Source organism: Pantoea sp. SOD02, assembly GCF_024707505.1.
Taxonomy (GTDB): Bacteria; Pseudomonadota; Gammaproteobacteria; order Enterobacterales; family Enterobacteriaceae; genus Pantoea; species Pantoea symbiotica.
The window spans coordinates 983,720-1,009,624 of record NZ_CP102604.1 but is presented as its reverse complement, the minus strand read 5'-3'; the positions used below and the strand labels follow the sequence as shown (position 1 = coordinate 1,009,624).

23 protein-coding genes are annotated in these 25,905 nt (G+C 53.7%); 8 read left to right on the top strand and 15 right to left on the bottom strand.

Annotated features, from left to right (window positions below; all coding sequences use genetic code 11):
* The 4 genes from NR302_RS04570 to NR302_RS04555 all read right to left on the bottom strand — a co-directional run bounded on the left by NR302_RS04570 (position 1) and on the right by NR302_RS04555 (position 4,965).
* Positions 1 to 1,290, bottom strand: coding sequence for an HAAAP family serine/threonine permease (locus NR302_RS04570; protein WP_258144673.1), 1,290 nt, complete (start codon positions 1,288 to 1,290; stop codon positions 1 to 3).
* A 381-nt stretch (positions 1,291 to 1,671) separates the two neighbouring features.
* Entirely contained in the window at positions 1,672 to 2,667 is a 996-nt protein-coding gene (locus NR302_RS04565; protein ID WP_008108972.1) for a glycosyltransferase family A protein, read from the bottom strand.
* Positions 2,664 to 3,971, bottom strand: coding sequence for an oligosaccharide flippase family protein (locus NR302_RS04560; RefSeq protein WP_258144672.1), 1,308 nt, complete (start codon positions 3,969 to 3,971; stop codon positions 2,664 to 2,666). The genes NR302_RS04565 and NR302_RS04560 overlap by 4 nt, the downstream gene beginning before the upstream one ends.
* A 16-nt stretch (positions 3,972 to 3,987) precedes the next feature.
* Positions 3,988 to 4,965 (bottom strand): glycosyltransferase, encoded by a 978-nt coding sequence (locus tag NR302_RS04555; RefSeq protein WP_258144671.1) that lies wholly within the window; start codon positions 4,963 to 4,965, stop codon positions 3,988 to 3,990.
* Positions 4,966 to 5,990: 1,025 nt separating this feature from the next.
* Here NR302_RS04555 and NR302_RS04550 point away from each other — a divergent pair.
* The 5 genes from NR302_RS04550 (at position 5,991) to NR302_RS04530 (ending at position 12,482) form a co-directional block, all read left to right on the top strand.
* Complete coding sequence (locus NR302_RS04550) at positions 5,991 to 7,631, top strand: sensor histidine kinase (RefSeq protein WP_258144670.1); 1,641 nt, start codon at positions 5,991 to 5,993, stop codon at positions 7,629 to 7,631.
* Entirely contained in the window at positions 7,624 to 8,316 is a 693-nt protein-coding gene (locus tag NR302_RS04545; RefSeq protein WP_258144669.1) for a response regulator, read from the top strand. The genes NR302_RS04550 and NR302_RS04545 overlap by 8 nt, the downstream gene beginning before the upstream one ends.
* Before the next feature lie 170 nt (positions 8,317 to 8,486).
* Positions 8,487 to 9,575 carry an ABC transporter substrate-binding protein gene (locus NR302_RS04540; RefSeq protein WP_179451751.1) on the top strand — a complete coding sequence of 363 codons (1,089 nt, stop codon included), beginning with the start codon at positions 8,487 to 8,489 and terminating at the stop codon, positions 9,573 to 9,575.
* 74 nt (positions 9,576 to 9,649) lie between these two features.
* Entirely contained in the window at positions 9,650 to 11,419 is a 1,770-nt protein-coding gene (locus NR302_RS04535; RefSeq protein ID WP_154153740.1) for an iron ABC transporter permease, read from the top strand.
* The gene (locus tag NR302_RS04530) at positions 11,412 to 12,482 is read left to right on the top strand and encodes an ABC transporter ATP-binding protein (protein WP_258144668.1); all 1,071 of its coding nucleotides are present in this window, start codon (positions 11,412 to 11,414) and stop codon (positions 12,480 to 12,482) included. Before NR302_RS04535 ends, NR302_RS04530 begins: the two co-directional genes overlap by 8 nt.
* A 157-nt stretch (positions 12,483 to 12,639) precedes the next feature.
* Here NR302_RS04530 and NR302_RS04525 read toward each other — a convergent pair whose 3' ends face one another.
* The 5 genes from NR302_RS04525 to NR302_RS04505 all read right to left on the bottom strand — a co-directional run bounded on the left by NR302_RS04525 (position 12,640) and on the right by NR302_RS04505 (position 16,153).
* A complete protein-coding gene (locus NR302_RS04525; RefSeq protein WP_258144667.1) occupies positions 12,640 to 14,385 on the bottom strand; it encodes a glycosyl hydrolase family 28-related protein in 1,746 nt (581 codons plus the stop codon).
* Positions 14,386 to 14,587: 202 nt separating this feature from the next.
* On the bottom strand, positions 14,588 to 14,881 hold the full coding sequence (locus NR302_RS04520) for a hypothetical protein (protein WP_258144666.1): 294 nt from the start codon (positions 14,879 to 14,881) through the stop codon (positions 14,588 to 14,590).
* A complete protein-coding gene (locus NR302_RS04515; RefSeq protein WP_008108960.1) occupies positions 14,878 to 15,228 on the bottom strand; it encodes a hypothetical protein in 351 nt (116 codons plus the stop codon). The genes NR302_RS04520 and NR302_RS04515 overlap by 4 nt, the downstream gene beginning before the upstream one ends.
* A complete protein-coding gene (locus tag NR302_RS04510) occupies positions 15,225 to 15,692 on the bottom strand; it encodes a hypothetical protein (RefSeq protein WP_061717525.1) in 468 nt (155 codons plus the stop codon). The genes NR302_RS04515 and NR302_RS04510 overlap by 4 nt, the downstream gene beginning before the upstream one ends.
* 182 nt (positions 15,693 to 15,874) lie before the next feature.
* Positions 15,875 to 16,153: a hypothetical protein gene (locus tag NR302_RS04505; protein ID WP_258144665.1), complete on the bottom strand. Its 279-nt coding sequence runs from the start codon at positions 16,151 to 16,153 to the stop codon at positions 15,875 to 15,877.
* A 42-nt stretch (positions 16,154 to 16,195) separates the two neighbouring features.
* Here NR302_RS04505 and NR302_RS04500 point away from each other — a divergent pair, with 42 nt between their 5' ends.
* Positions 16,196 to 16,495 carry a hypothetical protein gene (locus NR302_RS04500; protein WP_154153751.1) on the top strand — a complete coding sequence of 100 codons (300 nt, stop codon included), beginning with the start codon at positions 16,196 to 16,198 and terminating at the stop codon, positions 16,493 to 16,495.
* A gap of 73 nt (positions 16,496 to 16,568) precedes the next feature.
* On the opposite strand, the gene NR302_RS04495 is transcribed toward NR302_RS04500, so the two are convergent.
* The 3 genes from NR302_RS04495 to proB all read right to left on the bottom strand — a co-directional run bounded on the left by NR302_RS04495 (position 16,569) and on the right by proB (position 20,021).
* Positions 16,569 to 17,300 carry a S24 family peptidase gene (locus NR302_RS04495; protein WP_308713756.1) on the bottom strand — a complete coding sequence of 244 codons (732 nt, stop codon included), beginning with the start codon at positions 17,298 to 17,300 and terminating at the stop codon, positions 16,569 to 16,571.
* Positions 17,301 to 17,653: 353 nt separating this feature from the next.
* Positions 17,654 to 18,907 carry a glutamate-5-semialdehyde dehydrogenase gene (proA, locus tag NR302_RS04490; RefSeq protein ID WP_258145156.1) on the bottom strand — a complete coding sequence of 418 codons (1,254 nt, stop codon included), beginning with the start codon at positions 18,905 to 18,907 and terminating at the stop codon, positions 17,654 to 17,656.
* A 10-nt stretch (positions 18,908 to 18,917) separates the two neighbouring features.
* Positions 18,918 to 20,021, bottom strand: a complete 1,104-nt coding sequence (gene proB, locus NR302_RS04485) for a glutamate 5-kinase (protein WP_008108950.1) — start codon at positions 20,019 to 20,021, stop codon at positions 18,918 to 18,920.
* Between the two features lie 246 nt (positions 20,022 to 20,267).
* Between proB and ompC the strand changes: the two genes are divergently transcribed.
* On the top strand, positions 20,268 to 21,359 hold the full coding sequence (ompC, locus tag NR302_RS04480; protein ID WP_008108948.1) for a porin OmpC: 1,092 nt from the start codon (positions 20,268 to 20,270) through the stop codon (positions 21,357 to 21,359).
* 203 nt (positions 21,360 to 21,562) lie between these two features.
* Here the strand turns inward: ompC and crl are convergent, their stop codons facing one another.
* The 3 genes from crl to gpt form a co-directional block, all read right to left on the bottom strand.
* Positions 21,563 to 21,964 carry a sigma factor-binding protein Crl gene (gene crl / locus NR302_RS04475; RefSeq protein ID WP_008108946.1) on the bottom strand — a complete coding sequence of 134 codons (402 nt, stop codon included), beginning with the start codon at positions 21,962 to 21,964 and terminating at the stop codon, positions 21,563 to 21,565.
* Between the two features lie 103 nt (positions 21,965 to 22,067).
* Positions 22,068 to 23,315, bottom strand: coding sequence for an esterase FrsA (frsA, locus tag NR302_RS04470; protein ID WP_154191668.1), 1,248 nt, complete (start codon positions 23,313 to 23,315; stop codon positions 22,068 to 22,070).
* A 121-nt stretch (positions 23,316 to 23,436) separates the two neighbouring features.
* Positions 23,437 to 23,898 carry a xanthine phosphoribosyltransferase gene (gpt, locus tag NR302_RS04465; protein WP_008108942.1) on the bottom strand — a complete coding sequence of 154 codons (462 nt, stop codon included), beginning with the start codon at positions 23,896 to 23,898 and terminating at the stop codon, positions 23,437 to 23,439.
* A gap of 255 nt (positions 23,899 to 24,153) precedes the next feature.
* Here gpt and pepD point away from each other — a divergent pair, with 255 nt between their 5' ends.
* Complete coding sequence (gene pepD, locus NR302_RS04460; protein ID WP_258145155.1) at positions 24,154 to 25,614, top strand: beta-Ala-His dipeptidase; 1,461 nt, start codon at positions 24,154 to 24,156, stop codon at positions 25,612 to 25,614.
* Positions 25,615 to 25,905 lie beyond the last annotated feature (291 nt).

Here is a 25,905-nt window from a genome sequence, read left to right as displayed (position 1 = left end):
CTAACTCACCAGCGACCAGGCAATCGACGAAATCGCCAGCACGCCGACAATCACCACAAACACGTTACTGATCTTCCCGCTGTACTGACGCATCGCCGGCACTTTCTGGATGGCGTACATCGGCATCAGGAACAGAATCATCGCGATGATCGGCCCGCCCAGTGTTTCAATCATGCCCAGAATACTGGGGTTCAGCGTCGCCACCAGCCAGGTGGTCAGCAGCATAAACGCGGTGGTCAGGCGATTCAGGCGCTGCGGCGTGACGGTTTTTCCGCGACTACGCAGTGACTTCACCACCATGCCGTTAAAACCTTCACGCGCTCCCAGATAATGCCCGAGGAACGATTTGGTGATCGCTACCATCGCAACAATCGGCCCCATCCACGCAATCATCGGCACATTAAAGTGGTTGGCTAAGTAAGACAGAATAGTGATGTTCTGATCTTTCGCCGCCTGCAGATCGGCCGGCGACAGACTCAGCACGCAGCTGAAGACAAAGAACATCACCGTCACTACCATCAGTAGATGGGCGTTGGCCAGAATGCGCGAACACTTCTTCTCCGCACCTGCGCCGTACTCATCGCGCTTAGCCACGGCAAAAGAGGAGATGATCGGCGAATGGTTGAAGGAGAACACCATCACCGGTATCGCCAACCATAGCGTCATCAGAATGCCGTGGCCGCTTACATTCGCGTTCAACGATAACGTTTCCAGCGCCGCGCCATGCCAGTGCGGCACCAGATAAGCCGCCAGCAGCATCAGCACCGCCACAAACGGGAACACCAGAATGCTCATCGCTTTAACAATCATCTGCTCGCCAAAGCGCACCACCGTCATCATGCCAATGATCAGAATTAGCGACAGCAGCACACGCGGCGGCGAAACCAGCCCCAGCTGATGCACGATAAAGCTATCAACAGTATTGGTGATCGCCACGCTGTACATCAGCAGGATCGGATAGATGGCAAAGAAGTAGAGCAAAGTGATGACCTTGCCAGCGCCCACGCCGAAGTGCTCTTCCACCACTTCGGTGATGTCTTCGCCGGGATTTTTACCGGAGAGTACAAAACGCGTTAACGCGCGGTGCGCGTAATAGGTCATCGGGAAGGCAAGAATCGCCATGATAATCAGCGGAATCAGCCCGCCTGCACCGGCGTTAATCGGTAGAAAAAGCACGCCCGCACCAATCGCCGTACCGTACAGACCCAGCATCCACACGGTATCACTCTTACGCCAGCCCTTAGCCGCCGTTTCTACGGTGCCAAGCGTACCGGTTTGTGAGTTGTCCATCTGTCTCTCCAGAATTTCAAGCTTTATCAACACGCAGCCACAAGGATGGCTACTAATCATGGCGTAGGCTGCTCCGCCCGGCCGGAACGCAAAGGATGACGCTTCATGAGATGAAATTCACGCATCCTGATGTTTTGCGCCGCACTAAATGCACGAAACATGCGCGCAATCGATTGCATGGGGCGCTATTTGACATGAGACGCGGGATGAGTGCAAGAAGGAGAAACCGAGAGTGTGCAGAAAGACGTGCGGAGAGTGGAAAGGTGTGGCAACGCTGGGCTGTTGCCACGGGTAGAGCTGAGAACATCGGGTGAAACTCCCCCGGCAACTAGCCTCTGTACAGCAAATGCGTCCAGAGACTAACACCGGGAGAATTTCAAATCAGAATGCGCGCATCCTGTAGAGTGCATAAAGAAAATAGTACGCTGTGAGTGTATTCAAATTCATAATCATGTACTTCAATTTTTCATTTTTATTCAGCAGAATGAAAATACCTTTTGAGTATTTACCCCGCTTTATTTCATTAATTTCCTGGGCAATATCCGCAGGTGAAAACGAAGAGTGATACATAGCCGTCACGATTTGCATATCCAGCGCGAGCACACGTTTGGAAATGCCCTTGAGGAAATAATCGAGATTGCTGGACTGATATTTACTGATGATCGAATCATACAGTGCAGTGAGAAACTGTTTACGCACTTTCAGTTCACTGTATTGCACTTTACGCTTCGATAATGAACCCTCCACATCTTCATAATGATAAGCAGCGCCCGGCGTGACCAGGAAATTGCTAATGCAGCTGAAGAATTTAAGGTTAAACAACAAATCCTCGCTCATGGAGATACCCTCCAAAAAGCGCAGGTTCAACTCCTCAATAATCTGACGGCGATAACATTTGTTATGCAGATAACCGATGTTATCACTCATCTCCAGCTCACCAAGCACATAAGGAATGTCCTCGTTGCTGAAGAAGCCCGCCTGCGACACTTTCCCTACGCGATTGTCGTTGAGGTTTCCCACCATCAAATCAACTGATTCCGCTGGCCAGGCATCGAGATTCTGTTTGAAGATCATCAGGAAGTTATCGTCCACCCAATCATCCGCATCGAGGAATAACACATATTCACCGCTGGCCTGCTGCATGCCGCTGTTTCGAGCAGCGCTGACACCGGCATTAATTTGGTGAATTACCGTGACCTGCGAATATGCGCTGAACTCCTGCAGAATATTTGCGGTTGTATCGCTGCTACCATCATTAACCACAATCACTTCGTAACTGCTGAACGTCTGTTTAAGCACGCTCAGCAAGGTACGTTTAATGGTTTTTTGTGAGTTATAGACGGGAATGATAAGACTAAATAGTGGTTTTTCATTCATGATAAACTCTCTTTACTGTCTGAGGTTTTGATATTGTTGAATAACAGCCATAGTTTCCTGGGGTTGATAAATATTTGATGAATACGCATTACCGGTTGAGCAGGGAAAAAGTAATTAAGCAGGGAGAACGATAAAAACTCGGTTAATACCACGCTCATGGCCGCGCCATTTAAACCGAAGTAAGGAACCAATAATAAAGAGGAGGCCACGCAAATTAATAACACCACGAAGGTTTTCTTCACTAAATAGCGATATCCGTTGTACTTAATAATGAAACGATCCATTACGCTGCTCAGCACCGCGCACATCGCGCCGACGCTGAGTAACAACGTTGGCGCGACCGCATCGAGATACTCCGCACCGTAGAAGTCACGGATAAACCATCCGGACAATAACCAAATCGCCAGAATCACCAGCGACGAGACACCAATCACCAGCAGATGTAATTTCTGTGCTTTGATAATTGATTGCCGATCGTCACGCTCGGCAAAGAACGCCGGGAAAAAGGAAGCCAGCAATGCATTGGGTAAAAATACCCACGCAGTGGCGAGCGTCAGCGCAACGGAAAAAATCCCCGCCTCTTTCACGCCAAGGAAATACGACACGCTGATTTGATTAACGCGGGTATAAATCGCCACCGCAATCACGGAAAACACCAGTGAAATACCCGACGCCACCATATAGCGTGAATATTTCTTCATCTGGCGCAGTGCCGGAATCGGCACCTGACGGTGATATTTCAGGAATATCGCCAGCTTGATGGCAAACGGAATAAAGGTCGCCAGCACGATAGGAATCGACAACAACTGCGGATCCAGACCGTAATACGAAATAAAGAAACGTACGGTTAAACTGATGGCCAAACCCGCCAGATTAGCGATCACATTCAGGCGCGCATTCAGCATCGCCTCGTTGTAGATATTGACCAGATCCAGCGAAGAGAAAAGACAGGCAATCGCCGCCGCGCAGATAAACACCAGCGCTTCAGTGCTCCACTCTTCGCCCATAATCAACATGCCGCTGGCCGCCAGCACGCCATAAATCACCAGCACCAGCAGAAAGGTCGCCATCATTAAGCGCATGCCAGAGTGATGATTTTGCGATAAGCGTTTCAGCAGAATCACATCGCTGCCCATTAACGCGATGCTCTGGATGAACTGAAATACCAGCATCGAGATCGAGATAATGCCGAAAGTGGTGGGCCCAACGTATTTCGCCACATAGGAGGTGACAAATATCAGGCCGAATACCGCAATCAGCTTTTCAGCGATCATCCACATGGAGTTTTTTAATTTATCTTTCACAACTTAACCTCAGCGTTTATTTCTGTGCCAGCCGGCGCAGACGCGATACCAGTCGTGGACTGACAAAAAACAGCGCAAAGTACAGGCTCCACGGATTGAACATCAATCCTGATGTGAAATAGGACTTAAAGCTGCGACGGTAGAGCGAAATATATTCATCAATAAAGGCGCGGCTGAATCCGTCGCTGTGCAGCGCTTTATAGATATAAGATGAGGTGACTTTTAAATAGAGATGGTAATAACAGCGGCTATGCTGGGCGGATAAAAACGCCTGCATGCCATTAAATGAACGCGCAAAGGAGAAATGCTTTTCCCGTAATGCCGATCGCGTGGCGGAGTTGGTGGATTCCACATAGTGATAAACCACCTGCTGGGTGAAGACCACCTGACGATCCTGTTGCAGATGCAGGTAATTGATCACGAACAGCAGATCTTCGAAGTTATAAATCTCTTCGTTAAAACTGAGCTGATGCTGACGAATCACATCACCACGAAACACCTTGTCGCAGATACCGTGACGCGGATTGAAATAGAGCAGATCGTTGATCGCCGCTGAAGCGCTCAGCTGGCGCGTGTCAGTCGTGTTGGCCGGGAAATCGAGCGGCTCGCCTTGCGGCGTGAAGTGCTGCGATTCGCCGCCCACCATCGCGATGTTGTTGTGCATCAACCGCACATAGGTGGCAAACGCGCTGGCTGGCAGAAAATCATCGGCGTCTAAAAAGCACAGCAGTTTGCCGCGCGAGGCACGAATGCCCTGATTGCGCGCCGACGAGACGCCGCCATTGGCTTGGTCGATGATATGAAAATGCGGGTAATGGGCGTAATTCTGTAATATCGCGAGCGAGTTATCGCTGGAGCCGTCGTTAATAAATATCACTTCAAAACGGTTCTCTTCCTGCTGAAGCAGGCTATCAATGCATCGTTCCAGATACGCCGCGGCGTTATACACCGGCACGATGACGCTGATTAAAACGTCGTTAACGGGATTTTGCATATAACCTCTGGACTCTGTCGGAGTAAAAGTTGCGGGCGAAAAAAGTAATCTATGAACATTGCAGTGATTAACACTACGCGTTGCTTGCGCCCGGCTTAACATTTGTTGCTTGTCTATTTCAGAGTTTCCTCAGGTCAAATAAAACTGGCCTTTAATTCTCTCTAAAAAGTTCACTAAATAAGATAATCGCCAAATAAACCGTGCAGTTTCATTCTGTTTTCGTCAGCTAAACCAGGCAGGCTACCGCCCCAGGCTTGCAGCTACCTGTATACTGACCACAGTGAAACCCCTATTTTTGGCGTAAAGAGGCTGCGCTGCGCTCATAAGAGTTCAGTTAATTTTCAGCCGGTTACGTTTTTTTCTTTTGGTAATTTGGCTTAACGCCATTACCACGCCAATCATGACGTACTTAAATTAAATTTTTATCTGCCTGGTAATGAACGTTAAAAAACGCTGGCGTCTTTATCGTGCTCATCACCAAAAACAAGAAATGCCGACCGGGGCTGAGAAGGTGCATCCAAAGACGGGCCTTCTCAACGAACGTCACGACATTAACGATATTTGCTGTATGCCCTGCACTTTAATTACGCTGGCGCGTCATTCGCGCGCCGATAAGTGCAAGTGGCGTTAATTCAGTGTGGCTATCGCAGCCGCACTGCAAGAGGCTTGATGCCCAAAATTTGCGATCTAATTCAAAACTTTTCCCGGCATTCTCACCACTCGGGGTTATAAGGTCAATGGCTGCCGGGTTAAAACGGAATTTACTCAGAGAAAGGATGGATTAAATAGCGGCGCATAGATTAGCCGTGGTGAATTGGTTTTTTATTCATTGATTAGCGTCGCAGCAGGCGATCTCCAGGAATAAGATGGGAATATCTCTGACATCGTGCCAACAGAAACCAGCGCCTAAGCCGCGCCGGGATTGAAGCCAGCTCACAACTCTGATGTTAGCCTGTCACAGCGCGCATTTTCGCGTGCTAGTCTCCAGCCATGCCTCTCTCCAGTTTTCCTTTACTGCAGGTTGTATGAAACGCAGATTATCTTTTCAGGTAAAACTCTTCCTGTCGCTGGTGCTGTTTTCCTGCCTGCTACTCGCCTTGCTGGGCGCCATTCTGTTTCATTTTATCGATCGTCAACTGCATCACGATTTGGGACAGCGCGCGCGGGTGCAGGCCAGTGAGATTGCGCTGATGCCCGGTCTGGCGGAGAAAGTGGCGCGCCGCGACATCGCCGGCATCGCGGCGTTGATCCAGCCGCTGCGCAACCAAAGCGATGCCAGCTACATCGTGATTGGCGACACGCAGGAACAGCATCTCTATCACTCGGAATCACCGGAGCGCCTCAATTTACCGATGATTGGCGGCGACAATGCCGAAGTGCTGCAGGGCAAAACCATCATCTCGGTGCGCAAAGGCGGCATCGGCGTATCGCTCCGCAGCAAAGCGCCGATCTTTAATACGCATCATCAGGTAATCGGCATTGTTTCGGTGGGTTATCTCACCTCCTATATTGCCAATATCAATGTCAGCCTGCTGTGGCAGGCCAGCTTGTATGGTGTGGCGCTGTTGCTGCTGCTGTTTATCTTTTCGTGGATGTTTAGCCGCAACCTGAAAAAACAGATGTTCTGGCTGGAGCCGAAAGATATCGCCCTGCTGGTGCTGCAACAAAAAGCGCTGCTGGAAGCGATGTATGAAGGGGTGTTTGCGGTGAACGCGGAGCGGCAGCTAATTCTTATTAACCGCGCTGCACGCGAGTTGCTGGATATCCAGCAGAGTGAGAGTGAACTGCTGGGGAAACCGCTGGATCAGGTGCTGCAAATCCATCCGGCGTTTTTAAGCCAGCATGAGGTGAAAACTCATGACCACATCACCGTGCTCAATCAGCGTCAGGTGATTGTTAACCGGGTAGCGATTGAGCTGGAACCCGGCGAGCCAGGCGGCTGGGTGTGCAGCTTCCGCGATAAAAACGACATCAACACATTGAGCAGCCAGCTCAGCCAGGTGAAACGCTACGCGGACAATCTACGCATCATGCGGCATGAACAGCTGAACTGGACCGCCACGCTGGTCGGCCTGCTGCAGATGCAGCGCTATGACGACGCGATGCGCTACATCCACGCGCAATCTGCCGGCGCGCAGCAGGTGCTGGATTTTGTCTCGGCGCGCTTCACCTCGCCCGCACTGTGTGGGTTGCTGCTGGGGAAATATGTCAGCGCGCGGGAAAAAGGCGTTGAGTTAAAATTCGATCCCGCCTGTCAGCTAAATCGCATTCCTGCCGCGCTGAGTGAAACGGCGTTGATGTCGGTGATCGGCAATCTGCTGGATAACGCGGTGGACGCCACGCTCAACGCCAGAACGCCCGCGACACCGATTGAGTTATATATTTCTGGTCGTAATCAGGAGCTGTTAATCGAAGTGGCCGATCAGGGTTGCGGCATTGATGACAGCATCAAACCGCACTTGTTTGAGCAAGGCGTCACCAGTAAACCCAACAGCGGCGACGATATGCTTGGTGCAGAACACGGCATCGGCCTCTATCTGGCGGCGGGTTATGTACAGCAGGCAGGCGGCAGCATTGAGATCAGCGACAACTCACCGCAGGGCACCATTTTCTCGGTGTTTATCCCGTTCCAGCCCGCCGCGTTAACAGGACTTTCTCATGAATAATGCTAAGCCGCTTGATGTGGTGATTGTGGAAGATGAGCCGCATTTGGCCGATCTGCATCGTGAATATATTGAGCAGAACTTTCATCTGCGCGTGGTCGGTATTGCCGCTACGCTGGCACAGGCGCGCGAGCTGATTACATTACATCAGCCACGGCTGCTGCTGCTCGATAACTATTTGCCGGATGGTCAGGGCGTTACGCTGATTGACGATCCGCTACTGAAGCGCTTTGAGTGCTCGGTGATTTTCATCACCGCCGCCAGCGACATGCAAACCTGTAGCCACGCGATGCGCAGCGGCGCATTCGACTACCTGCTGAAACCGGTGTTTTTCCATCGCCTGCGCGCATCGCTGGAACGCTTTATGCTGCAGGTGCAGACCATGCGTCAGATGAAAAACGTTGATCAGCAGGCGCTGGATAAGCTGTTTAATTTGCCAACCAGTGATGTGCCGTCAGCGCCTTCGACCAAAGGGATTGAAACCATTACGCTCGATCGGGTGAAGAGCTTTTTTAGCGCTGCACCGGAGAGTAGCTGGTCAGTTGAACAGGTGGTTGAGCGCGTTGGCATCAGTAAAACCACCGGTCGTCGTTACCTGGAATATTGCGTGGAGATCGGTTTTATTGGCGTCGAAATGCAGTACGGCAACATCGGCCATCCGCGGCGTCTGTACCGCAAAATCCTGTGATCTTGCGCAGATTTCGCGCGCGGCCGGTCGTGGTTTTTATGGTGTTAATTGCCTAAACGACGCCAACAATCACACTTCGTGAAGATAACAATCCGTCACCTCTTGTGTGGAAAAGTCGATAGGCTATGTTGACCTTTAGTTCCTCAAATGTAACTAAAAGGTTAATTATAATGTCGAACACTTTCCCTCTGTCTCTGATTGCTGCAACTGTTTTTGTCTCTATGTCAGCGGTTGCTGCCCCGCCGCAAGGCTATCCAGCGGATTATCAAAGCGTGATTGATGCCGCCACGAAAGAAGGCAAAGTGGTGGTTTACTCCACCACCGACACCAAAGCTGCGGGGCCGCTGATCAAAGGTTTTGAAGAAACCTATCCCGGCATCAAAGTTGAATATAACGATATGAACAGCACCGAGCTGTACAACCGTTTTATCAGCGAACAAGCCTCGGGCGGCACCAGCGGCGACGTGGTGTGGAGCTCCTCAATGGATACCGGTCTGAAGCTGGCGACCGACTACGCGCAGGAGTACAAATCACCTGAACTGGCGCAGCTGCCGAAGTGGGCGGTGTGGAACAACAAAGCCTACGGCACCACCTACGAACCGGTGGTGTTCATCTATAACAAGCGTCTGATCCCGGCCGGTGATGTGCCCGATTCACACGCCGCGCTGGCCAAGCTGATCGCCAGCCAGACCGACAAATTCAAGAGCAAAGTTACCACTTACGATATTGAGAAATCGGGACTTGGTTTCATGCTTTCAGTGCAGGATTACAAAGCCGATCCCAACTACTTCAAAACGCTGGCCGACGTGGCGAAAGGCGGTTTAGCCGTGCAGTCCTCCACCGGCACCATGATGGAAAGGGTCTCATCCGGCGAAAACCTGATCGGCTTCAACATCCTCGGTTCTTACGCTGAAGCGCGCGCTAAAACCGATCCGTCGCTGGGCATCTCTTATCCGAAGGATTACACGCTGGTGCTATCACGCGTTTCGTTCATCAGCCAGCAAGCGCAAAACAGCCATGCCGCCAAACTGTGGCTCGATTATGTGCTGTCTGAGAAAGGACAAAGCATTCTGGCTAATCAGGCCGACATCCCTTCCCTGCGCAACGATATTGAAGGCAAAAACGACATTGATGGCATGACCAAAATGTTGGGCAACGCGCTGAAACCGATCCCGGTTGATGAAAGCCTGCTGGAATATCTGCAACCGAAAAAACGTCTGGATTACATCAAACAGTGGCGCGAAGCCGCCGGTAAATAACCGCAGTTATCAAGTGCGGCGACTGCGCCGCGCTCAGCTTTCTCTTATCTGATTTCGCCATTCAGGGTCTCAATATGCGTGCATTGCATAGAAAGTGGCAAAGCCTGCCGCGCGGCGTTGTGGTGCTGATAACCGCGCTGGTTATCTACATCCCGCTGTCGTTTATCGTCATACAAAGTTTCTTGTCCGCGCCGTTCTTTGCGCCGTCGAAAGAGTGGAGCCTGGAATCGTTTGAATTTATTTTCACCGATCCCGACTTCTACAAAGCGCTGCGCAGCGGATTTATTCTCGCCTTTGGGCTGGTGATCATCGCCATTCCGCTGGGCGGTATTCTGGCGTTCCTGATGGTGCGTACCGATTTACCCGGCAGACGCATCATTGAGCCGCTGATCCTCGTGCCAATTTTTGTCTCGCCGATGGTGCTGGGCTTTGGTTATGTGGTGGCGGCGGGCCCGGTGGGATTCTTCTCGCTGTGGGCGCAATCACTGCTCGGGTTCGTGCCGTGGAATATCTACGACATGTCGAGCATCGTGGTGATCGCTGGCCTGACGCACGTCCCGCACGCCTATCTTTACATCTCTTCTGCCCTGCGCAGCGTGGGATCGGATGTGGAAGAAGCCGCGCGTATTTCGGGTGCTTCGCCGTTACAGGTGATGACGGCGGTGAGTTTGCCGATGGTACGCCCGTCAATTCTGTATGCCATCGTGCTGCTGTTCTTCCTTGGGCTGGAAGTGTTCGGTTTGATGCTGGTGCTGGGCGATCCTGAAGGCAACATGGTGCTGGCCACTTATCTCTATCAGCTGACCAATAAACTCGGCACGCCGTCTTATCACCTGATGGCTGCGGTGGCGGTGGTGCTGATTTGTATCACCATTCCGCTGGTGATGCTGCAACGCCGCCTGATGCGCACCGCTAACCGCTTTGTCACCGTGAAAGGTAAAGCCTCGCAGGCGCGAGCGCTGCCGCTGGGAAAATGGCGCTGGGTGGCGGGCGCAGTTGTGGCGTTCTGGCTGACAGTGACCATTGGCGTGCCGTTGCTGGGCGTGGTGCTGCGTGCGTTTATCTCTAACTGGGGCGTTGGCGTTTCGATCTGGGATGAGCTGTCGATCAAGACCTTCCAGACCATCTGGGCGCAGCCCAACCTGCTGCGCGCAATCGTCAACTCAATGGCGATCGGCGTGATCGGCGGCGCGCTGGCGGTGGGTTGTTATCTGTTTATCGGTATCGCCATGCACCGTAAACCCGATAACACTACGCGCTTCCTCGATTACAGCGTGCTGGTGCCGCGTGCGGTGCCGGGCTTGCTGGCCGGTCTGGCGTTTCTCTGGGTGTTTCTGTTCCTGCCAATGTGGCTGGATAACTCGCTCAAATCGGGCTGGCTATCGGATTTCGTCTGGTCGCAGTGGCTGCGCGATCACCTGATCGTCTGGCTGCGTTCGCTGCGCAGCACCATCTTCAGCGTCTGGCTGGCCTACACCGTGGTGTGGATGGCGTATGGCCTGCGCCTGATCTCCTCAACGCTATTACAAGTGGGTCCAGAACTGGAAGAAGCGGCGCGCAGCACCGGCGCTACGCGCGGACAGATTACGCGTCACGTCACCATTCCGTTATCACGCTACGGCCTGATTGGCTCATGGCTGCTGATGTTCCTGATTTTCGAGCGCGAATATTCCACCGGCGTGTATCTGCTTTCACCCGGCACGGAAACCATCGGCTCAATGCTGGTTTCCCTGTGGGCGGCGGGCGCGATTGATATCGTTGCCGCGCTCTCCTTTATTAACATCCTGCTGGTAGTGGTTGGCTTGGGTATTGCCCTGCGATTTGGAGTCAAATTACATGATTGAATTATCGGTCGAGAACCTGCACTTAACGTACGGCGACAATCCGGTGCTGAAAGGCGTGTCGATGAATTTGCAGCGCGGCGAAGTGGTTTCCCTGCTTGGGCCGTCTGGCAGCGGTAAAACCACGCTGCTGCGCGCGGTTGCCGGGCTGGAGAAGCCAACTCAGGGCACCATTGTGATTGGCAACAATACGGTTTACGCCGGTACGCCGCGTAGCGAGATCCCAGCGGAAGAACGTAATCTGGGATTGGTGTTCCAGTCCTACGCGCTGTGGCCGCACAAAACCGTGTTTGAGAACGTGGCCTATCCGCTGAAGCTGCGCAAAGTGGCGGCGGCGGAGATCACCCAACGCGTGCAGGATGTGTTGAACCAGCTTGGCCTCGGCCACCTTGGCAAACGCCATCCGCACCAGCTTTCTGGCGGTCAGCAGCAGCGCGTGGCGATTGGCCGGGCGCTGGTGTACAACCCGCCGGTGATCCTGCTGGATGAACCGTTATCAAACCTCGATGCCAAACTACGCGAAGAGGCGCGCGTGTTCCTGCGCGAGTTGATCATCAAACTGGGCTTGTCGGCGTTAATGGTGACGCACGATCAAAATGAGGCGATGGCGATTTCAGACCGTATTTTGCTGCTCAATAACGGCAAAATCGAACAGCAAGGCACGCCGCAGGAGATGTACGGCTCGCCGAAAACCCTGTTCACCGCCGAGTTCATGGGCAGCAACAATCGGCTGCACGGCAAAATCACCGAGCTGCGCGACGGCAAAGCGTGCATCGAGGGCAAAGGCTGGGCGTTGTGGGGATTAGCGGGCGCGGGCGTGCAAAACGGCCAGGATGCCACGGCAGTGATCCGCGTCGAGCGCGTGAAACTGGTTGAGGGGCCGGGCGAAAACCAGCTGGAACTGCCGCTGCTCACCAGCATGTATCTCGGCGATCGTTGGGAATATTTGTTCCGCACCTCCGGCGATGATTTTGTGATTCGCGCCTACGGCACCGAGGTGCGCGATCCACAGCACTGCCATCTGGCGCTGCCGGAAAACCATGTGTGGATTTTCCCGAAAGGGTGATGTTCAACCAGGTCGCCATAAATGGCGACCCTACGGATATAAGGCAAGGTTTTGTAGGGTCGCCATTCATGGCGACCTGGTAAATCACCGCACACTATTCAGGAAATTTTTGCAAAAAAAAAGCGAGGCCGAAGCCTCGCCAAAAAGATGCCAGCCCTCAATCGTAATAAGGAAGTTTACGATCGACACCGTTAATGTTGACCAGCACAAAGCCCGTCGGCGCGGTGGCGTTGGTCGGCGTGCCGGCTGCCGTCGCGACAGTTAGCACCCCTTTCTCATTCGCCCCAATTCCCGCCAATCCGTTATGCAGACCAAAACGTGCCGCCGGTTTGAATCCACCCATTTTGGTGGTATCGGTCACCACCGAGAAGTCCTGCTGGAACAGCGAGCAGGAACCGGTATCGAAACGCGTTGGACCGGTACATTTCAGGTTGAGCATGGTATCGCCACTGTTGGCGCGCAGTTTTACCCACACCGCTGCATAGGTGGTGCCAACGCGGCTGTAGCGAATATCCAGCACCGCAGGTTGCCCCATGTGATAGGCATCGGCCCACACCGTTTCCAGGCGCTGCAGATTGACCCAGGTTTTACCGGTCGCCGCCACGTTAACCGGCGAACCGGCGGTGCCGGTGGGCTGAGTGGCATCCGCTTTACCAATAAACTCCATTACCCATTGCTGGTTGGCGTTCGGGAAGAACAGCTGCCCGACGCGGTACCAATTATCGGTATCGGTGTTATTGGTAATTTTGTAGCCGCTGTAATAGCCGGCGCGCAGCGATCCGGTCATGAAGGTGCCGTAGTTTTCGTCGCGACGATAGCCATATTCAAAGGTGGACAACCAACGTCCGGCGGCAGCATCCAGACTGAGTTTCGCACCGGATTGCAGGTTGAGTTGGCGGATCACCACACGCGCATTGTTGAGATTCAACGGCGTGCCGCAATCCTCAATGTTCAGCGTATCCACCGTCCAGCCGCCGTCAGAGAGATCGCCCGGATTACGCGTGTGTTCGATCCACACGTTGCGAATAATCCCCTGCGTCACACGCGGCATGTAGAGCGTGGCGTCGCCGTAACCGGTCTGGAAGTTACAGTTACACAGCTCAATCGCCGTGGAGTGATCCCACGCGCCTTTCGGCGAGTTTGACCAGCCGACATCAAATACGCGCGCATAGGTATACAGGGTGTAAATCTGGTCGAATTTACTGTCGAGGGTATCCAGCACTTTGATCACCGTACCGCCGTTATTCTGCGCGCGGAAACAGTAGATATTGACGGTGGTGCCTTCGATGCAGGTGTTTTCGAAGAACGGCTGCACGTTGCTGCACATATCGGAGGTGATGGTGCTTTTGTTGGTGGTGATATCGGCGGATGCCTGGCCGTTCCACGCGATACCTCGAATGGAGGTACGACGCGCCTTCACCTTGAACACCGTGTTGGCACTTTTGTCGGAAATAATGGTGGTACGCGGCAGCGAACCCAGCTCCACATCATCACCTTGCAAACCGAAGAAGGCGCGCTCGGTGCCGCTGATATCGATTGGGCTGATCAGGAATTTACCGCCAGGGAAACGCACCGGCAACGCGGTGATATTGCCCGAATAGTTTTGCGTCCACGCCAGCATGCGGTTAAAGGCATCGGTATCGTTGGCGTAACCATCGCCTTTGGCACCGAAGTGATACACGTTGATCTCCGACGGATCGTTAATCACGCGTTTCCAGTAAAAACCGTTACCGATCACCAGCGTACCGCCATCTTCGACCGCCGTTGTGGTGCCGATAAAACCGGTGAAATCACCGCCACCGTGGAAGGTGGAGTCCGCGTTGTAACGACGTAAGAATGCCAGATCGCCGTTTTTGGCCGGAACAGTGGTGCGCAGTTCTGCGTAAGAGTTAACTTCGATCATTATAGCCTCCTCGGCTTTTCGGGTAGGTAATGCAAATGCAAGAGAGCAGCGTTAGTGAGCTGGTTGGCCGCAGTGCTGATCCCAAAGATCGTTGTGATTGTTGATGGCGCGCACGGTGCGAATGTCCATGCGCTCGGCGTCATTGCCGTGGGTGTAAATCGGGGAAAAAAGGGTGCAGGCTGAGTCGATTACGACGGGAGCTTCAAGGCTGGTGGTATTTCGACTGCTGCAACTTGTCGCGAGCAGCAGCGTCATCAAGATTAAGGTTGCTGGCTTCCACACGTTTGGCCTCCTCGCGCAGCTGTTGCTGCTGCTGGTTAACCGCTACCGCTTGCGCCGCGGCTTTATCGGCGCGCTCGACGGCGGATTTGGATGCTTGCTGCACCTTGCCGATTTTCTTGCCACCGAAGTAGCTGGCGACCAGCGCGGCAATCACGCCCGCCAGCGAGGCCAGCCAATGCCAGCTGCCGCCGAGCAATGTGGTGAGAAGTGTCATGCTTTTTCCTCCATGGCGATTTTCTGCTGGTTAAGGCCTTTCTGGCGGACGAACTGAGCAATCACGCCCATCGCCACCATAAAGGCCCCAATCAGCCCCAAATAGTTATGCGGCAGAATCTCTTTCACATCGGGCGGCATGCTGTTCCAGGCATCAAGCGCAGCGCTGGGAAACGATTGCACCCACGCACTGAGCATCGAACCAAGCGACGCCAGCCACACCGACCAGGTTTTGAATAACAGCCGCGCATGTTTGACGAACTCCAGCGTGGTAAAGCGCTGCATGATCAACACCACAATGATCACCAGCAGCACCGCAATGATAAAAATCAGCAATTTCAGATTCATAGCAGCCCCCGATAGATGTCATAGGTGCCGCTGCGCATCACTTCGGCATGGCGCCGCGCGCGGCCCGAAGTTTGACGCGCCCACAGGCTATCGAGCATGGCGTTCGCCGCGCTGTTGAAGTCGCCCTGGGTAATCGCGGTGAGCATGCCGCGAAACATCGCCAATCCATCGATACCCAGTTGATAGCCCATGCTGATCAGCACATCGCAGCGCGCTTCATTGCATTTGGCCAGCGCCTGCTGCACCAGCGCACGTTGATGCATCTGCTGCACCTTGCCCTCGACAATGCACTGCTTCCACACATCGCCCACCGGACGCGGCACCTGGAAGATGTAGTTGCTGAGCGAGGCACCTTTGGGGCCAATGCGAATGCCGCCCGCGACCGTGGGGAAACCCTGCGTGTCGAGATAAGGCGCTTCGCGGTAACCCTCTTCAAAATTCAGGATGGCAATAATCTGGCTCATAGAAATTCCTCTTTGACGGGCGCAACAGTCCGAAAATGGCTGCGCAAAACGGCAAAAAACATAAATTCCGCTGATCGTTTAAAACATTGAGCGCGTTATCAGATAAGCGAAACGCTCAAGAATGGTTAAACAGTGAGCAACAATGAAACGTTCCGTTTAAAACTGGGGAAAGTGATGCAGGTTTAGCGCACGGCGTACAAATAAACATGGGGCAAACAGCAGTTATCAACGCTCGCCTGTTCCTGCTGAACGCGAACGGGCGCTAACACGGCGCAATCAACGCGCGACAGCGTCTGGCGCTGGCAGATACGCTCAGCAGTACGCAGGGTGACATTTTCGTATTCGATGCCAAGTGCGCTATCGATGCTGCGCTTAAGGCGGCTGAGGGACTGGCGTCGCCGATGGCGGCGCGTGCGTGCATTGCCGGTAAATACTGACTTCCCGTACTGAATAATCGCCATAACTCCTCCTGTTAATGAGTCTTTGGCGATGGGGTGGCAGGCATGGCGATGCGGCTGATGCCGACGCGTTCGCTGTTCCTCTGGAAAATACTCGACGTCAACTCGCCCGGCTGCATTCGCGACCAGGGTGAAGTAGAGGAGAGTGAAAAACAGAGGGCAACTGACAACGCTGCAAAGTGCGTATCCACCCCATCCCAAAGTTCACTAACTTTGGATGGTATGTATCGCGCTTGTGCAGCGCCTCAATTGTTTAAGAGCGGGCTCATCCGTGAGCAGATATGTTGTCCATCCATGCTCAAATTATTAACAGGTTCTAATGCATTGGCAAACACCAATGGTTAATTTTTTATTTACCATCAGTTAAATTTATGATTTCAGCCAAAATATTTTTTTGTCGCAATCTGGCGTTTTGTGATCAGCCTAGAATTTGATAATCCCGCGCCTGGCTCATGATCACCCGCGCCACCACTTGCAGCGTCCTGGCTTCTTCCAGCGTGAGATACCAGGTTTCATAGCGCTTGTTATCGGAGATCACCGCGACTTTTTTGTGCTGAAGTTGCAGGCGTTTGAGATAGAGCTGATCGTCAAGCGTGAACAGATAAATGCCATCGCCGTCGAAGCGATGCACGCTGATATCGACAAACAGCTGATCGCGCGGCGCGAAGGTGCCAGCCATCGAATCGCTGTTGAGCGCGATGAGGCGAATGTTTTCAGCCGGGCGGCCGTTAAACAGCACCCGCGCCTCTTCCAGCCCATATTCAATGGCTTGAATGGTCTCCACCAGTTCATCGCGCGTAGAACTACTGCGCACGCCGTGCTGGCCGATATCCAAACTTTCAACGCGAAACAGATGCTGTGGATTCACCAAACTGCGCTGCGTTAGCAAAACGGCCGGTTTTTCCATGCCAAATTGCAGCCACTCAACGCGCACGTCGAGTAACTGGCTAAGCGCCAGTAAATTATTATCATCAGGTATCGATTGTCCGTTAAACCATTTCCACACCCCCGGCGTTGAGATCTTGCATCCCCTCTCTTGCAGCGCAAGCGCAACCTGTTTGTTTCGTCCATGTCCGACAATTCCCGCGCTTTCGCATGCGGCAATCAGCCTGGCAGTGAATGCTTGTCTCGTACTCTCTTTTTTAACCATCAGTTAATAATCTGCCTTCAGTAAAAGACTGAATGTTATTTTCATTTTTGCTACCAGTTCATTTTATATTACCGGCAGTTTACTACCCAACCGCTTTTATCAATGAAGCTGGACAATCATTATCCCTTTCGGTTAGGCCGAAACCAGTGTTCAGTGCTATATCGCTTGTTCTGACAGGGGTTTTCAGGATTGTTCTGTAGCTATAAGACCAGCATCTAAAGGAAAAAATGGGTGAAAAGCCGCGAGCCCGCCATAGATGACAGAAATAAATCAAAAAGCTCTTGGAATGAGTGGATCGAAAGCAAAAAAAATGGGCACCGTTTTCGGTGCCCATTGTCATGCAGAGGCGAACATTAACGACGCAGCGTATCGTCGCCCCAACCTATCCATTTGTAGGTGGTCAACGCTTCAAGTCCCATTGGACCGCGCGCGTGCAGCTTCTGCGTGCTCACCGCCACTTCGGCACCCAGGCCAAACTGGCCGCCGTCGGTGAAGCGTGTGCTGGCGTTAACGTATACCGCCGATGAGTCAACCTGGTTGACGAAGCGATTGGCGTTGCCAATGCTGCGCGTCAGAATGCCATCAGAGTGCTGCGTGCCGTGTTCACGGATATGCGCGATGGCTTCATCGATATCCGCCACCAGCTTGACGTTCAGATCGTTGGACAACCATTCGTCATCATAATTTTCTGCTTTCACCGCCACCACCTCGGCAGCACCGTTTTGCAGCAGCGCCAGCACATTTTCGTCGGCGTGCAGCGCAATCTTCTCCTGCGCCATGCGATGCAGGAAAGCCGGAATGAAGTTGTCCGCCTGATCGCGATGGATCAGCAAGGTTTCGAGCGAGTTGCAGGCGCTTGGACGCTGCTTCTTGGCATTAACGATCACTTCCAGCGCCGCCTCAGTCTCCATGGTTTCATCGAGATAGAGATGGCACACGCCGATGCCGCCGGTGATCACCGGAATGGTGGAGTTTTCACGGCACAGCTTGTGCAAACCCGCGCCGCCGCGTGGGATCAGCATATCGACATAACGATCGAGCTTCAGCAGCTGATTCACCAGCTCGCGATCCGGGTTTTCAATTGCCTGCACCGCGCCCGCCGGTAAACCGTGCTGCGTCAGCGCATTCTGGATCACGCGCACCGTGGCGGCGTTGGTGCGATAAGTCTCTTTGCCGCCGCGCAGAATCGCCGCGTTGCCGGTTTTCAGGCACAGCGATGCCACATCAACAGTCACGTTAGGACGCGCTTCATAAATCACACCAACCACGCCCAGCGGCACGCGACGACGCTCAATGCGCAGGCCGCTATCAAGCTGGCCGCCGTCAATCAGCTGACCGACCGGATCGGCCAAACGACACACCTGACGCACGTCATCGGCAATGCCTTTCAGGCGCTGTGGGTTGAGCGTCAGGCGATCGAGCAGCGCTTCGCTCATGCCGTTTTGGCGCGCATCCGCCAGATCCTGCTCGTTGGCCGCCAGAATGTCCGCGCTTTCCGCTTCCAGACGATCGGCTATGCTCAGCAGCACCTGATTTTTTTGTTCGGTGGAGAGTTCCGCCAGTTTGTACGACGCAGCACGCGCCGCTTTACCCATCTCTTCTAACATCATCCGCTCCTTAACTGACGATCATGTCGTCGCGGTGTACCGCTACCGGGCCATATTCGTAACCGAGGATCTCGCCGATTTCCTGGCTGTGATGACCGGCGATCATGCGCATGGCATCGCTGTTATAGCGCGTGACGCCGTGGGCGATATCGCGCCCTTGCAGGTTGCGAATCCGGATCACTTCACCGCGCGAGAAGTTGCCCTGCACGTCACGGATGCCTTTTGGCAGCAGCGAACTGCCGCGCTCCAGCATCGCGGCCAGCGCGCCATCATCAATGGTGATTTCGCCTGCCGGCGGTGCGCCAAAGATCCAGCGCTTACGGTTCTCCAGCGGCGACTGCTGCGCGTGGAAACGCGTGCCGACCGGTTTGCCATGCAGCACATCGCTGATCACGTCCGGACGACTGCCTGCAGCGATGATCACATCGATCCCCGCGCGACAAGCAACGTCCGCCGCCTGCAGTTTGGTCGCCATGCCGCCGGTTCCCAGGCCAGATACGCTGCCGCCCGCGAGCGTGCGTAACGCATCATCAATTTGATGCACGTCGCTGATCAACTCTGCTTCAGGATTGGTGCGCGGATCGGCGGTGAACAGCCCTTGCTGATCGGTCAGCAGCAGCAGCTTATCTGCGCCACCGAGCATTGCCGCCAGCGCCGACAGATTGTCGTTGTCGCCCACTTTAATTTCGGCGGTCGCCACCGCATCGTTCTCGTTAATCACCGGTACGATGTGGTTGTCGAGCAGCGCGCGCAGCATGTCACGCGCGTAGAGGAAACGTTCGCGGTCTTCCATATCGGCGCGCGTCAGCAGCATCTGCCCGATGTGAATGCCGTAAATCGAGAACAGTTGTTCCCAAAGCTGGATCAAACGGCTCTGCCCCACCGCAGCCAACAGCTGCTTTGAGGCGATGGTAGGTGGCAGTTCGGGGTAACCAAGGTGTTCGCGTCCGGCAGCGATCGCGCCAGAGGTGACGATAACAATGCGATGGCCTGCCGCGTGCAACTGCGCACACTGACGAACCAACTCCACCATGTGCGCCCGATTCAACCGACGTGAACCGCCGGTGAGGACGCTAGTACCCAACTTGACCACAAGGGTCTGACTGCCACTCATGTTTTTCCTGCCATGTAAGAAAAAAATCTGCGAAGGGACGTTTTATCAGGAGTGAGCAAGGAAGCCAACAACAGCAAGGGGAAAAGCACAAAAATCCCCTGACAATGCGGTAGACCAAAAGTTCGCGATTAACAAGAAATCCGAAAAACTGTCATAAAACTTTCATCACCTACCGGTAAAAAGTTCCGTGTTTTACAAAACCTTTCACGGGTACAACAAATTTTACTCATTGGGATTGATAGCAAAATGAAGAAGAGCACACTGGCATTAGTTGTATCAGCGCTGGCACTGGCTTCCACCGCAAACGCCGCAGAAGTTTATAACAAAGATGGTAATAAACTGGACTTCTACGGCCGTGTTAAAGCTGAACACTACTTCAGCGATAACGCGTCAAGCGACGGCGACAAATCTTACGTGCGTATCGGTTTCAAAGGCCAGACGCAGATTAATGACCTGATGACCGGTTACGGTCAGTGGGAATATCAGTACAACGTAAACAACTCTGAAGGTTCTGATGCCAACGCAGGCAACAAAACCCGTCTGGGCTTTGCCGGTCTGAAATTCGGTCAATACGGTTCATTCGACTACGGTCGTAACTACGGCGTGCTGTACGACGTAGAAGCCTGGACTGACGTATTCCCAGAGTTCGGCGGTGACGGTACGGCGCGTACCGATAACTTCATGACTGCACGTGCAACTGGCGTGGCCACTTACCGCAACAGCAACTTCTTTGGTCTGGTTGATGGCCTGCGCTTCGCGCTGCAATATCAGGGTAAAAACGACTCTACCAGCGCCAACGCCCGTGGCAGCATCACCGATACTTCGCGCCAGAACGGCGACGGTTACGGTGCGTCACTGGGTTACACCATCGCTGACACCGGCATCAGCCTGATGTCTGCCATCACCTCTTCTGACCGTACTAACCAGCAGCAGCTGCAAGCGCTGGGTAGCGGTGATAAAGCGGAATCATGGGGCGCGGGTATCAAGTATGACGCTAACAGCATCTACCTGGCTTCTATCTACACCGAAACCCGCAACATGACGCCAATCGGCACGCGTGGTTTTGCTAACAAAGCGCAGAACTTCGAAGTGGTCGCGCAGTATCAGTTCGACTTCGGCCTGCGTCCGTCCCTCGGCTATATCCAGACCAAAGGCAAAGACATCGAAGGGATCGGTGACGAGGATCTGGTTAAATACATCGACGTGGGCATGACTTACTACTTCAACAAAAACATGTCGACCTTCGTGGATTACAAAATCAACCAGCTGGATGACAACAACAAGCTGAACCTGAACAACGATGACGTTGTTGCAGTTGGCCTAACCTACCAATTCTAAAATACTCTTCATCCTTCACGCTGCAGGGGCGTTGGCTGCGTGTGTTCACCCCAGTCACTTACTTCAGTAAGCTCCTGGGGATTCACACACTTGCCGCCTTCCTGCAGCGAGAATGATTCGAGTATTGCTGTACCCTCGCTGTGTCTATAAAAAAAGAGCCGGCTCATCACCGGCTCTTTCCTGTTTAAACCCTTAAATACCTATCAGGCGCTCAGTTTCACCGGCTCTTCTTTAAAGCCTTCCGCCGGTCGCAGATCGAGTTTCTGTTCCAGCAGCATCGCTTTCAAGCGCTCATGGAAATTACGCAGTGTGCTTTCCACTTTGGCATTGTTCTCTTTGCCTTTGATGGTTGCTGCGCCCCAATCACCCGCTTTATCAAACAGGCCAAAATGATATTCGTAAGTGAAGTGATCTTCATAGGCTTCCAGCGTCATCCACCAGCCCCAAAACTCACGTAGCTCTGGTGCAGGCTTGACGTTGACACACGCTGCCAGGCAATCGAAGAAGAAGCGTGTCTCTTCACATTTGCCTTCACGGATATACGGCCCCAATTCGGTGAAGCGCTTAAGCAGGCGACTACGGGGGTGACCACTCGGTAATGTCATCTATTTTCCCTTAACCCTTTAAATTGCACTTCCAGCTTTCCATTAAACCTAAAAATGGAAAATCCCGGATATAAGTAGTAGCAGAGTTCAGGGATTTCGCCAGCTAGCTTTTCAACTGTTTTTCCAGCCAGTCACAAATTTGATTCAGCGCTTTGTCAAAACTGGCAAAAACCGGCTTGGCAGGAATCGCCAGCGTCTTGCCCTGCGAGGAGGAGTTGGCGATCAACTGCGCGTCCGCTTCCGGACCGAAAATATCATCGGGCCAATAAGCCGCCAGCATCGGCGTTGGCGTGCGGCGGCCGAGCAAGCCTTGCACCTTCAGGGAGTAGCGATTGAGCTCAATGCGCAGATTGCTGTCCGAAGTTGACGACATACCCAGGCGGCTCGCCAGCATATCCATATACATATCCGGCAACTGCTGCTGCTGTTGCGCATCGACAAACACGCTGTGCACCATCGCACCCAGCGTCGCCACCGCGCGCACTCGCGGCACTTCCAGATAGGCCAGACGCGTCGCCACGTTGGCACCGAAACGGTAGCCCAGCAGCGCCACGCGAGTGTGATCGATCCACGGCACATTGCTCAGTTCACGCAGCACCTGCTGATGCACCTGGCTGGTGTCCTGATTGAGCATCCATTTGCTACTGAATCCTACCGACGGCATATCCAGCGTCAGCATGGCGATACCGCGCGGCGCGAGATAGTCGTGGAACAGGCGATAGTGATCGCTCTGCAGCGAATCAAGGCCGCCGCACAGCAGCACCGTGGGATATGGCGCCTCAGCCTGCGCAGGCATGTGCAGGAAGCCCGTTACCGGACTGCCGCCGCTCATTGGGAAGGTCAGGGATTTCAGTTCGCCCGGCAGACGCTGCGTGGCCTCTTCGTAGGCGCGATTGGCCAGCACCTGCGCCTGGTCCGCCAGCTCATCGCCTTTAATATAAGGATAAGCCGCGAGGCTGAACAGATTGGCGGCGTGCAGCCAATGCTGGCCTGCATCGTCATGGTTATCACTTTCTAACGCGCGCTGCTGCCAGATGGCCGCCTGCTTCGACCACTCGTAATTCCAGTTGCCACCGCGATAACCAATCACGGTATCGAGCAAGGCTTCATTGGTACGCTCAAACTCGCTTACCGCGATACGCGCCAGCACTTCGCTGATCTCCTGCGGCGACAACCCGCGCCACGTCCACAGCAACTTGTTCAGCATGCGATACCAGCCGCGCTGAGTATCACCTTCAAGGGCGTTATGCACCTGCACGGCGGCGTGATGCTGGCGGTGCACTAGTGAGGAGGTTTCCGGGTGTTTAAAACGCGGTTTGAACAGTTCTTCGCTCAGGTTTTTATCAGACATCTCAGCTATTCTCCTGCCAACAACGTGGCGATGGCTAAGAGTGTACTGCACCCGTGATACGCGCGCGAGGCGCAGAAAGCACAACGCCCGGCATAACCGGGCGTTGTTTGCGATGCATCAATCAGGCGCCTTTGACGATTGGCGGGATGTAGACCACGCCCATGTCCCAAGGCTGCTCGATCCAGGTGTTCTGCGGGATATCGACAATGTAGTCGTCCACCAGCGCACGACCAGCTGGCTTGGCGAAGATAGTGCAGAAACGCGCTTTTGGATACATATCGCGAATCGCCTGCGCGGTGCCGCCGGTATCCACCAGGTCGTCAATCACGATGAAGCCTTCACCGTCGCCTTCGGCGCGCTTCAGCACTTTCATTTCGCGCTGATGATCGTGATCGTAGCTGGAGATGCACACGGTATCGACGTAGCGAATACCGAGTTCACGCGCCAGCAGCGATGCCGGAACCAGACCACCACGGCTTACCGCGATGATACCTTTCCACTGTTCCACAGGAAGCAGGCGCTGGGCCAGTTTACGGGCATGGATTTGCAACATGTCCCAGGTTACGACGTATTTTTCGCTCATATAAAGGAATCCCGGCCAAGAAACTTGGCTTAAAAAATATGCAAGGGGGAAAAGGTTGCGCGAGATTATAAGGATCTGACGCCTTAAAAACCAGCATCTGTCTTACTGGTTGCAGGTTTTTAGCGCGGCTGATTACGCACCCGGCGAGAAACAGTGATATTCTCAGGCCCATCACGTCAGATGTTCTGACGACGATTTTTACTGGAAACCCGCGTGCGTGCGGTCTGTCCGCCACGCTGACACAGGAGATGCATGGTGTCTGAATTGTCGCAACTTTCACCCCAACCGCTGTGGGATATTTTTGCCAAAATCTGTTCCATTCCGCACCCTTCTTATCACGAAGAAGCACTGGCCGAATACGTTGTCGGCTGGGCAAAAGAGCAAGGTTTTTGGGTTGAGCGCGATCAGGTTGGCAACATCCTGATTCGTAAACCCGCTACCGCCGGTATGGAAAAACGCACGCCGGTGGCGCTGCAGGCGCACCTCGATATGGTGCCGCAGAAGAACAATGACACGGTGCATGACTTCACCAAAGATCCGATTCAGCCGTACGTTGATGGCGAATGGGTGAAAGCGCGCGGCACCACGCTGGGCGCCGATAACGGCATTGGTATGGCGTCTGCGCTGGCGGTGCTGGCTGACAACAGCCTAATCCACGGCCCGATTGAAGTGCTGCTGACCATGACCGAAGAATCGGGTATGGATGGCGCCTTTGGTTTACAGCCGAACTGGCTGCAGGCCGACATTCTGATCAATACCGACTCGGAAGAGGAAGGTGAGATCTACATGGGTTGCGCCGGTGGTATCGACTTCATCACCACCTTACTACTGACGCGTGAAGCGATCCCTGCGGGCTATGAAACCCTGAAGCTGACGCTGAAAGGCCTGAAAGGCGGTCACTCCGGTGCTGATATTCATCATGGTCTTGGCAATGCCAACAAACTGCTGGCACGCTTCCTCGCGCTGCACGCGCGTGAACTCGATGTGCGTTTGATCGAATTCACCGGCGGTACGCTGCGTAACGCTATCCCGCGTGAAGCTTTTGCTACGCTGGCGATCGACAGTCATAAAGTTGACGAACTGAAATCGGCTGCGGCCCATTTCCAGGCAACGCTGCTGAACGAGCTGGGCGTGAAAGAGAAGAACATCGCCGTCGTCGCTGAGTCGCTGGCGCATCAAGGCCAGGCGCTGAACGCTGACAGCCGCGATCGTTTCCTCAACCTGCTCAACGCCACACCAAACGGCGTGATCCGTAACTCCGACGTGGCGAAAGGCGTGGTGGAAACCTCGCTCAACGTCGGCGTGGTGACTATGGACCAGAGCAATGCCGAAATCATCTGCCTGATTCGTTCACTGATCGATACCGGCAAAGATTGGGTGGTTGAAGTGCTGACCTCGCTGGCCGATCTGGCCGGAGCGAAAAGCGCACCAAAAGGCGGCTATCCGGGCTGGCAGCCTGATGCCGATTCACCGGTGATGGCGCTGACGCGTAAAACCTACGAAGCGCTGTTTGGCAAAACGCCGAACATTCAGGTGATTCACGCCGGTCTGGAGTGTGGTCTGTTCAAGAAGCCGTATCCGAACATGGATATGGTTTCGATTGGCCCAACCATTACCGGCCCGCATTCGCCGGATGAGCAGGTTCACATTGAAAGCGTGGGTCTGTACTGGAAGCTGCTGACCGCGCTGCTCAGCGTGGTGCCAGAAAAAGCGTAAGTTTTGAATTTCGCGACAAACCCGGCTTCGGTCGGGTTTTTTTATGCCTGCGGGTCAAGATTGTTTGGTCACCATAAATGGCGACCCTACAAAACTGTCGTAGGGTCGCCATTTATGGTGACCTGGTTCCACAGCATAATCCCCTGCTAATCCTGATTGCCGCCTCCTAATTACCCCAACTCTTGCCTGCTCTCCAGATTTAGCCGCCATCACATCCAGATGTCTGGATGGCTAATAACATTCCGTGCTAGCTTATGCCCTTTCGTTCGTTGCCCAGCGTGGTGGTTCAGG

Excerpts from the sequence above, each read along its gene's own strand:
- NR302_RS04540 (WP_179451751.1), top strand. The coding sequence starts at position 8,487 with ATGTCGAACACTTTCCCTCTGTCTCTGATTGCTGCAACTGTTTTTGTC.
- NR302_RS04535 (WP_154153740.1), top strand. The coding sequence starts at position 9,650 with ATGCGTGCATTGCATAGAAAGTGGCAAAGCCTGCCGCGCGGCGTTGTG.
- NR302_RS04565 (WP_008108972.1), bottom strand. The coding sequence starts at position 2,667 with ATGAATGAAAAACCACTATTTAGTCTTATCATTCCCGTCTATAACTCA.
- NR302_RS04520 (WP_258144666.1), bottom strand. The coding sequence starts at position 14,881 with ATGACACTTCTCACCACATTGCTCGGCGGCAGCTGGCATTGGCTGGCC.
- NR302_RS04495 (WP_308713756.1), bottom strand. The coding sequence starts at position 17,300 with ATGGTTAAAAAAGAGAGTACGAGACAAGCATTCACTGCCAGGCTGATT.
- NR302_RS04550 (WP_258144670.1), top strand. The coding sequence starts at position 5,991 with ATGAAACGCAGATTATCTTTTCAGGTAAAACTCTTCCTGTCGCTGGTG.
- NR302_RS04510 (WP_061717525.1), bottom strand. The coding sequence starts at position 15,692 with ATGAGCCAGATTATTGCCATCCTGAATTTTGAAGAGGGTTACCGCGAA.
- NR302_RS04525 (WP_258144667.1), bottom strand. The coding sequence starts at position 14,385 with ATGATCGAAGTTAACTCTTACGCAGAACTGCGCACCACTGTTCCGGCC.
- NR302_RS04555 (WP_258144671.1), bottom strand. The coding sequence starts at position 4,965 with ATGCAAAATCCCGTTAACGACGTTTTAATCAGCGTCATCGTGCCGGTG.
- gpt (WP_008108942.1), bottom strand. The coding sequence starts at position 23,898 with ATGAGCGAAAAATACGTCGTAACCTGGGACATGTTGCAAATCCATGCC.
- proA (WP_258145156.1), bottom strand. The coding sequence starts at position 18,907 with ATGTTAGAAGAGATGGGTAAAGCGGCGCGTGCTGCGTCGTACAAACTG.
- NR302_RS04515 (WP_008108960.1), bottom strand. The coding sequence starts at position 15,228 with ATGAATCTGAAATTGCTGATTTTTATCATTGCGGTGCTGCTGGTGATC.
- NR302_RS04570 (WP_258144673.1), bottom strand. The coding sequence starts at position 1,290 with ATGGACAACTCACAAACCGGTACGCTTGGCACCGTAGAAACGGCGGCT.
- frsA (WP_154191668.1), bottom strand. The coding sequence starts at position 23,315 with ATGTCTGATAAAAACCTGAGCGAAGAACTGTTCAAACCGCGTTTTAAA.
- NR302_RS04500 (WP_154153751.1), top strand. The coding sequence starts at position 16,196 with ATGGCGATGCGGCTGATGCCGACGCGTTCGCTGTTCCTCTGGAAAATA.
- NR302_RS04505 (WP_258144665.1), bottom strand. The coding sequence starts at position 16,153 with ATGGCGATTATTCAGTACGGGAAGTCAGTATTTACCGGCAATGCACGC.
- NR302_RS04545 (WP_258144669.1), top strand. The coding sequence starts at position 7,624 with ATGAATAATGCTAAGCCGCTTGATGTGGTGATTGTGGAAGATGAGCCG.
- proB (WP_008108950.1), bottom strand. The coding sequence starts at position 20,021 with ATGAGTGGCAGTCAGACCCTTGTGGTCAAGTTGGGTACTAGCGTCCTC.
- NR302_RS04530 (WP_258144668.1), top strand. The coding sequence starts at position 11,412 with ATGATTGAATTATCGGTCGAGAACCTGCACTTAACGTACGGCGACAAT.
- crl (WP_008108946.1), bottom strand. The coding sequence starts at position 21,964 with ATGACATTACCGAGTGGTCACCCCCGTAGTCGCCTGCTTAAGCGCTTC.
- ompC (WP_008108948.1), top strand. The coding sequence starts at position 20,268 with ATGAAGAAGAGCACACTGGCATTAGTTGTATCAGCGCTGGCACTGGCT.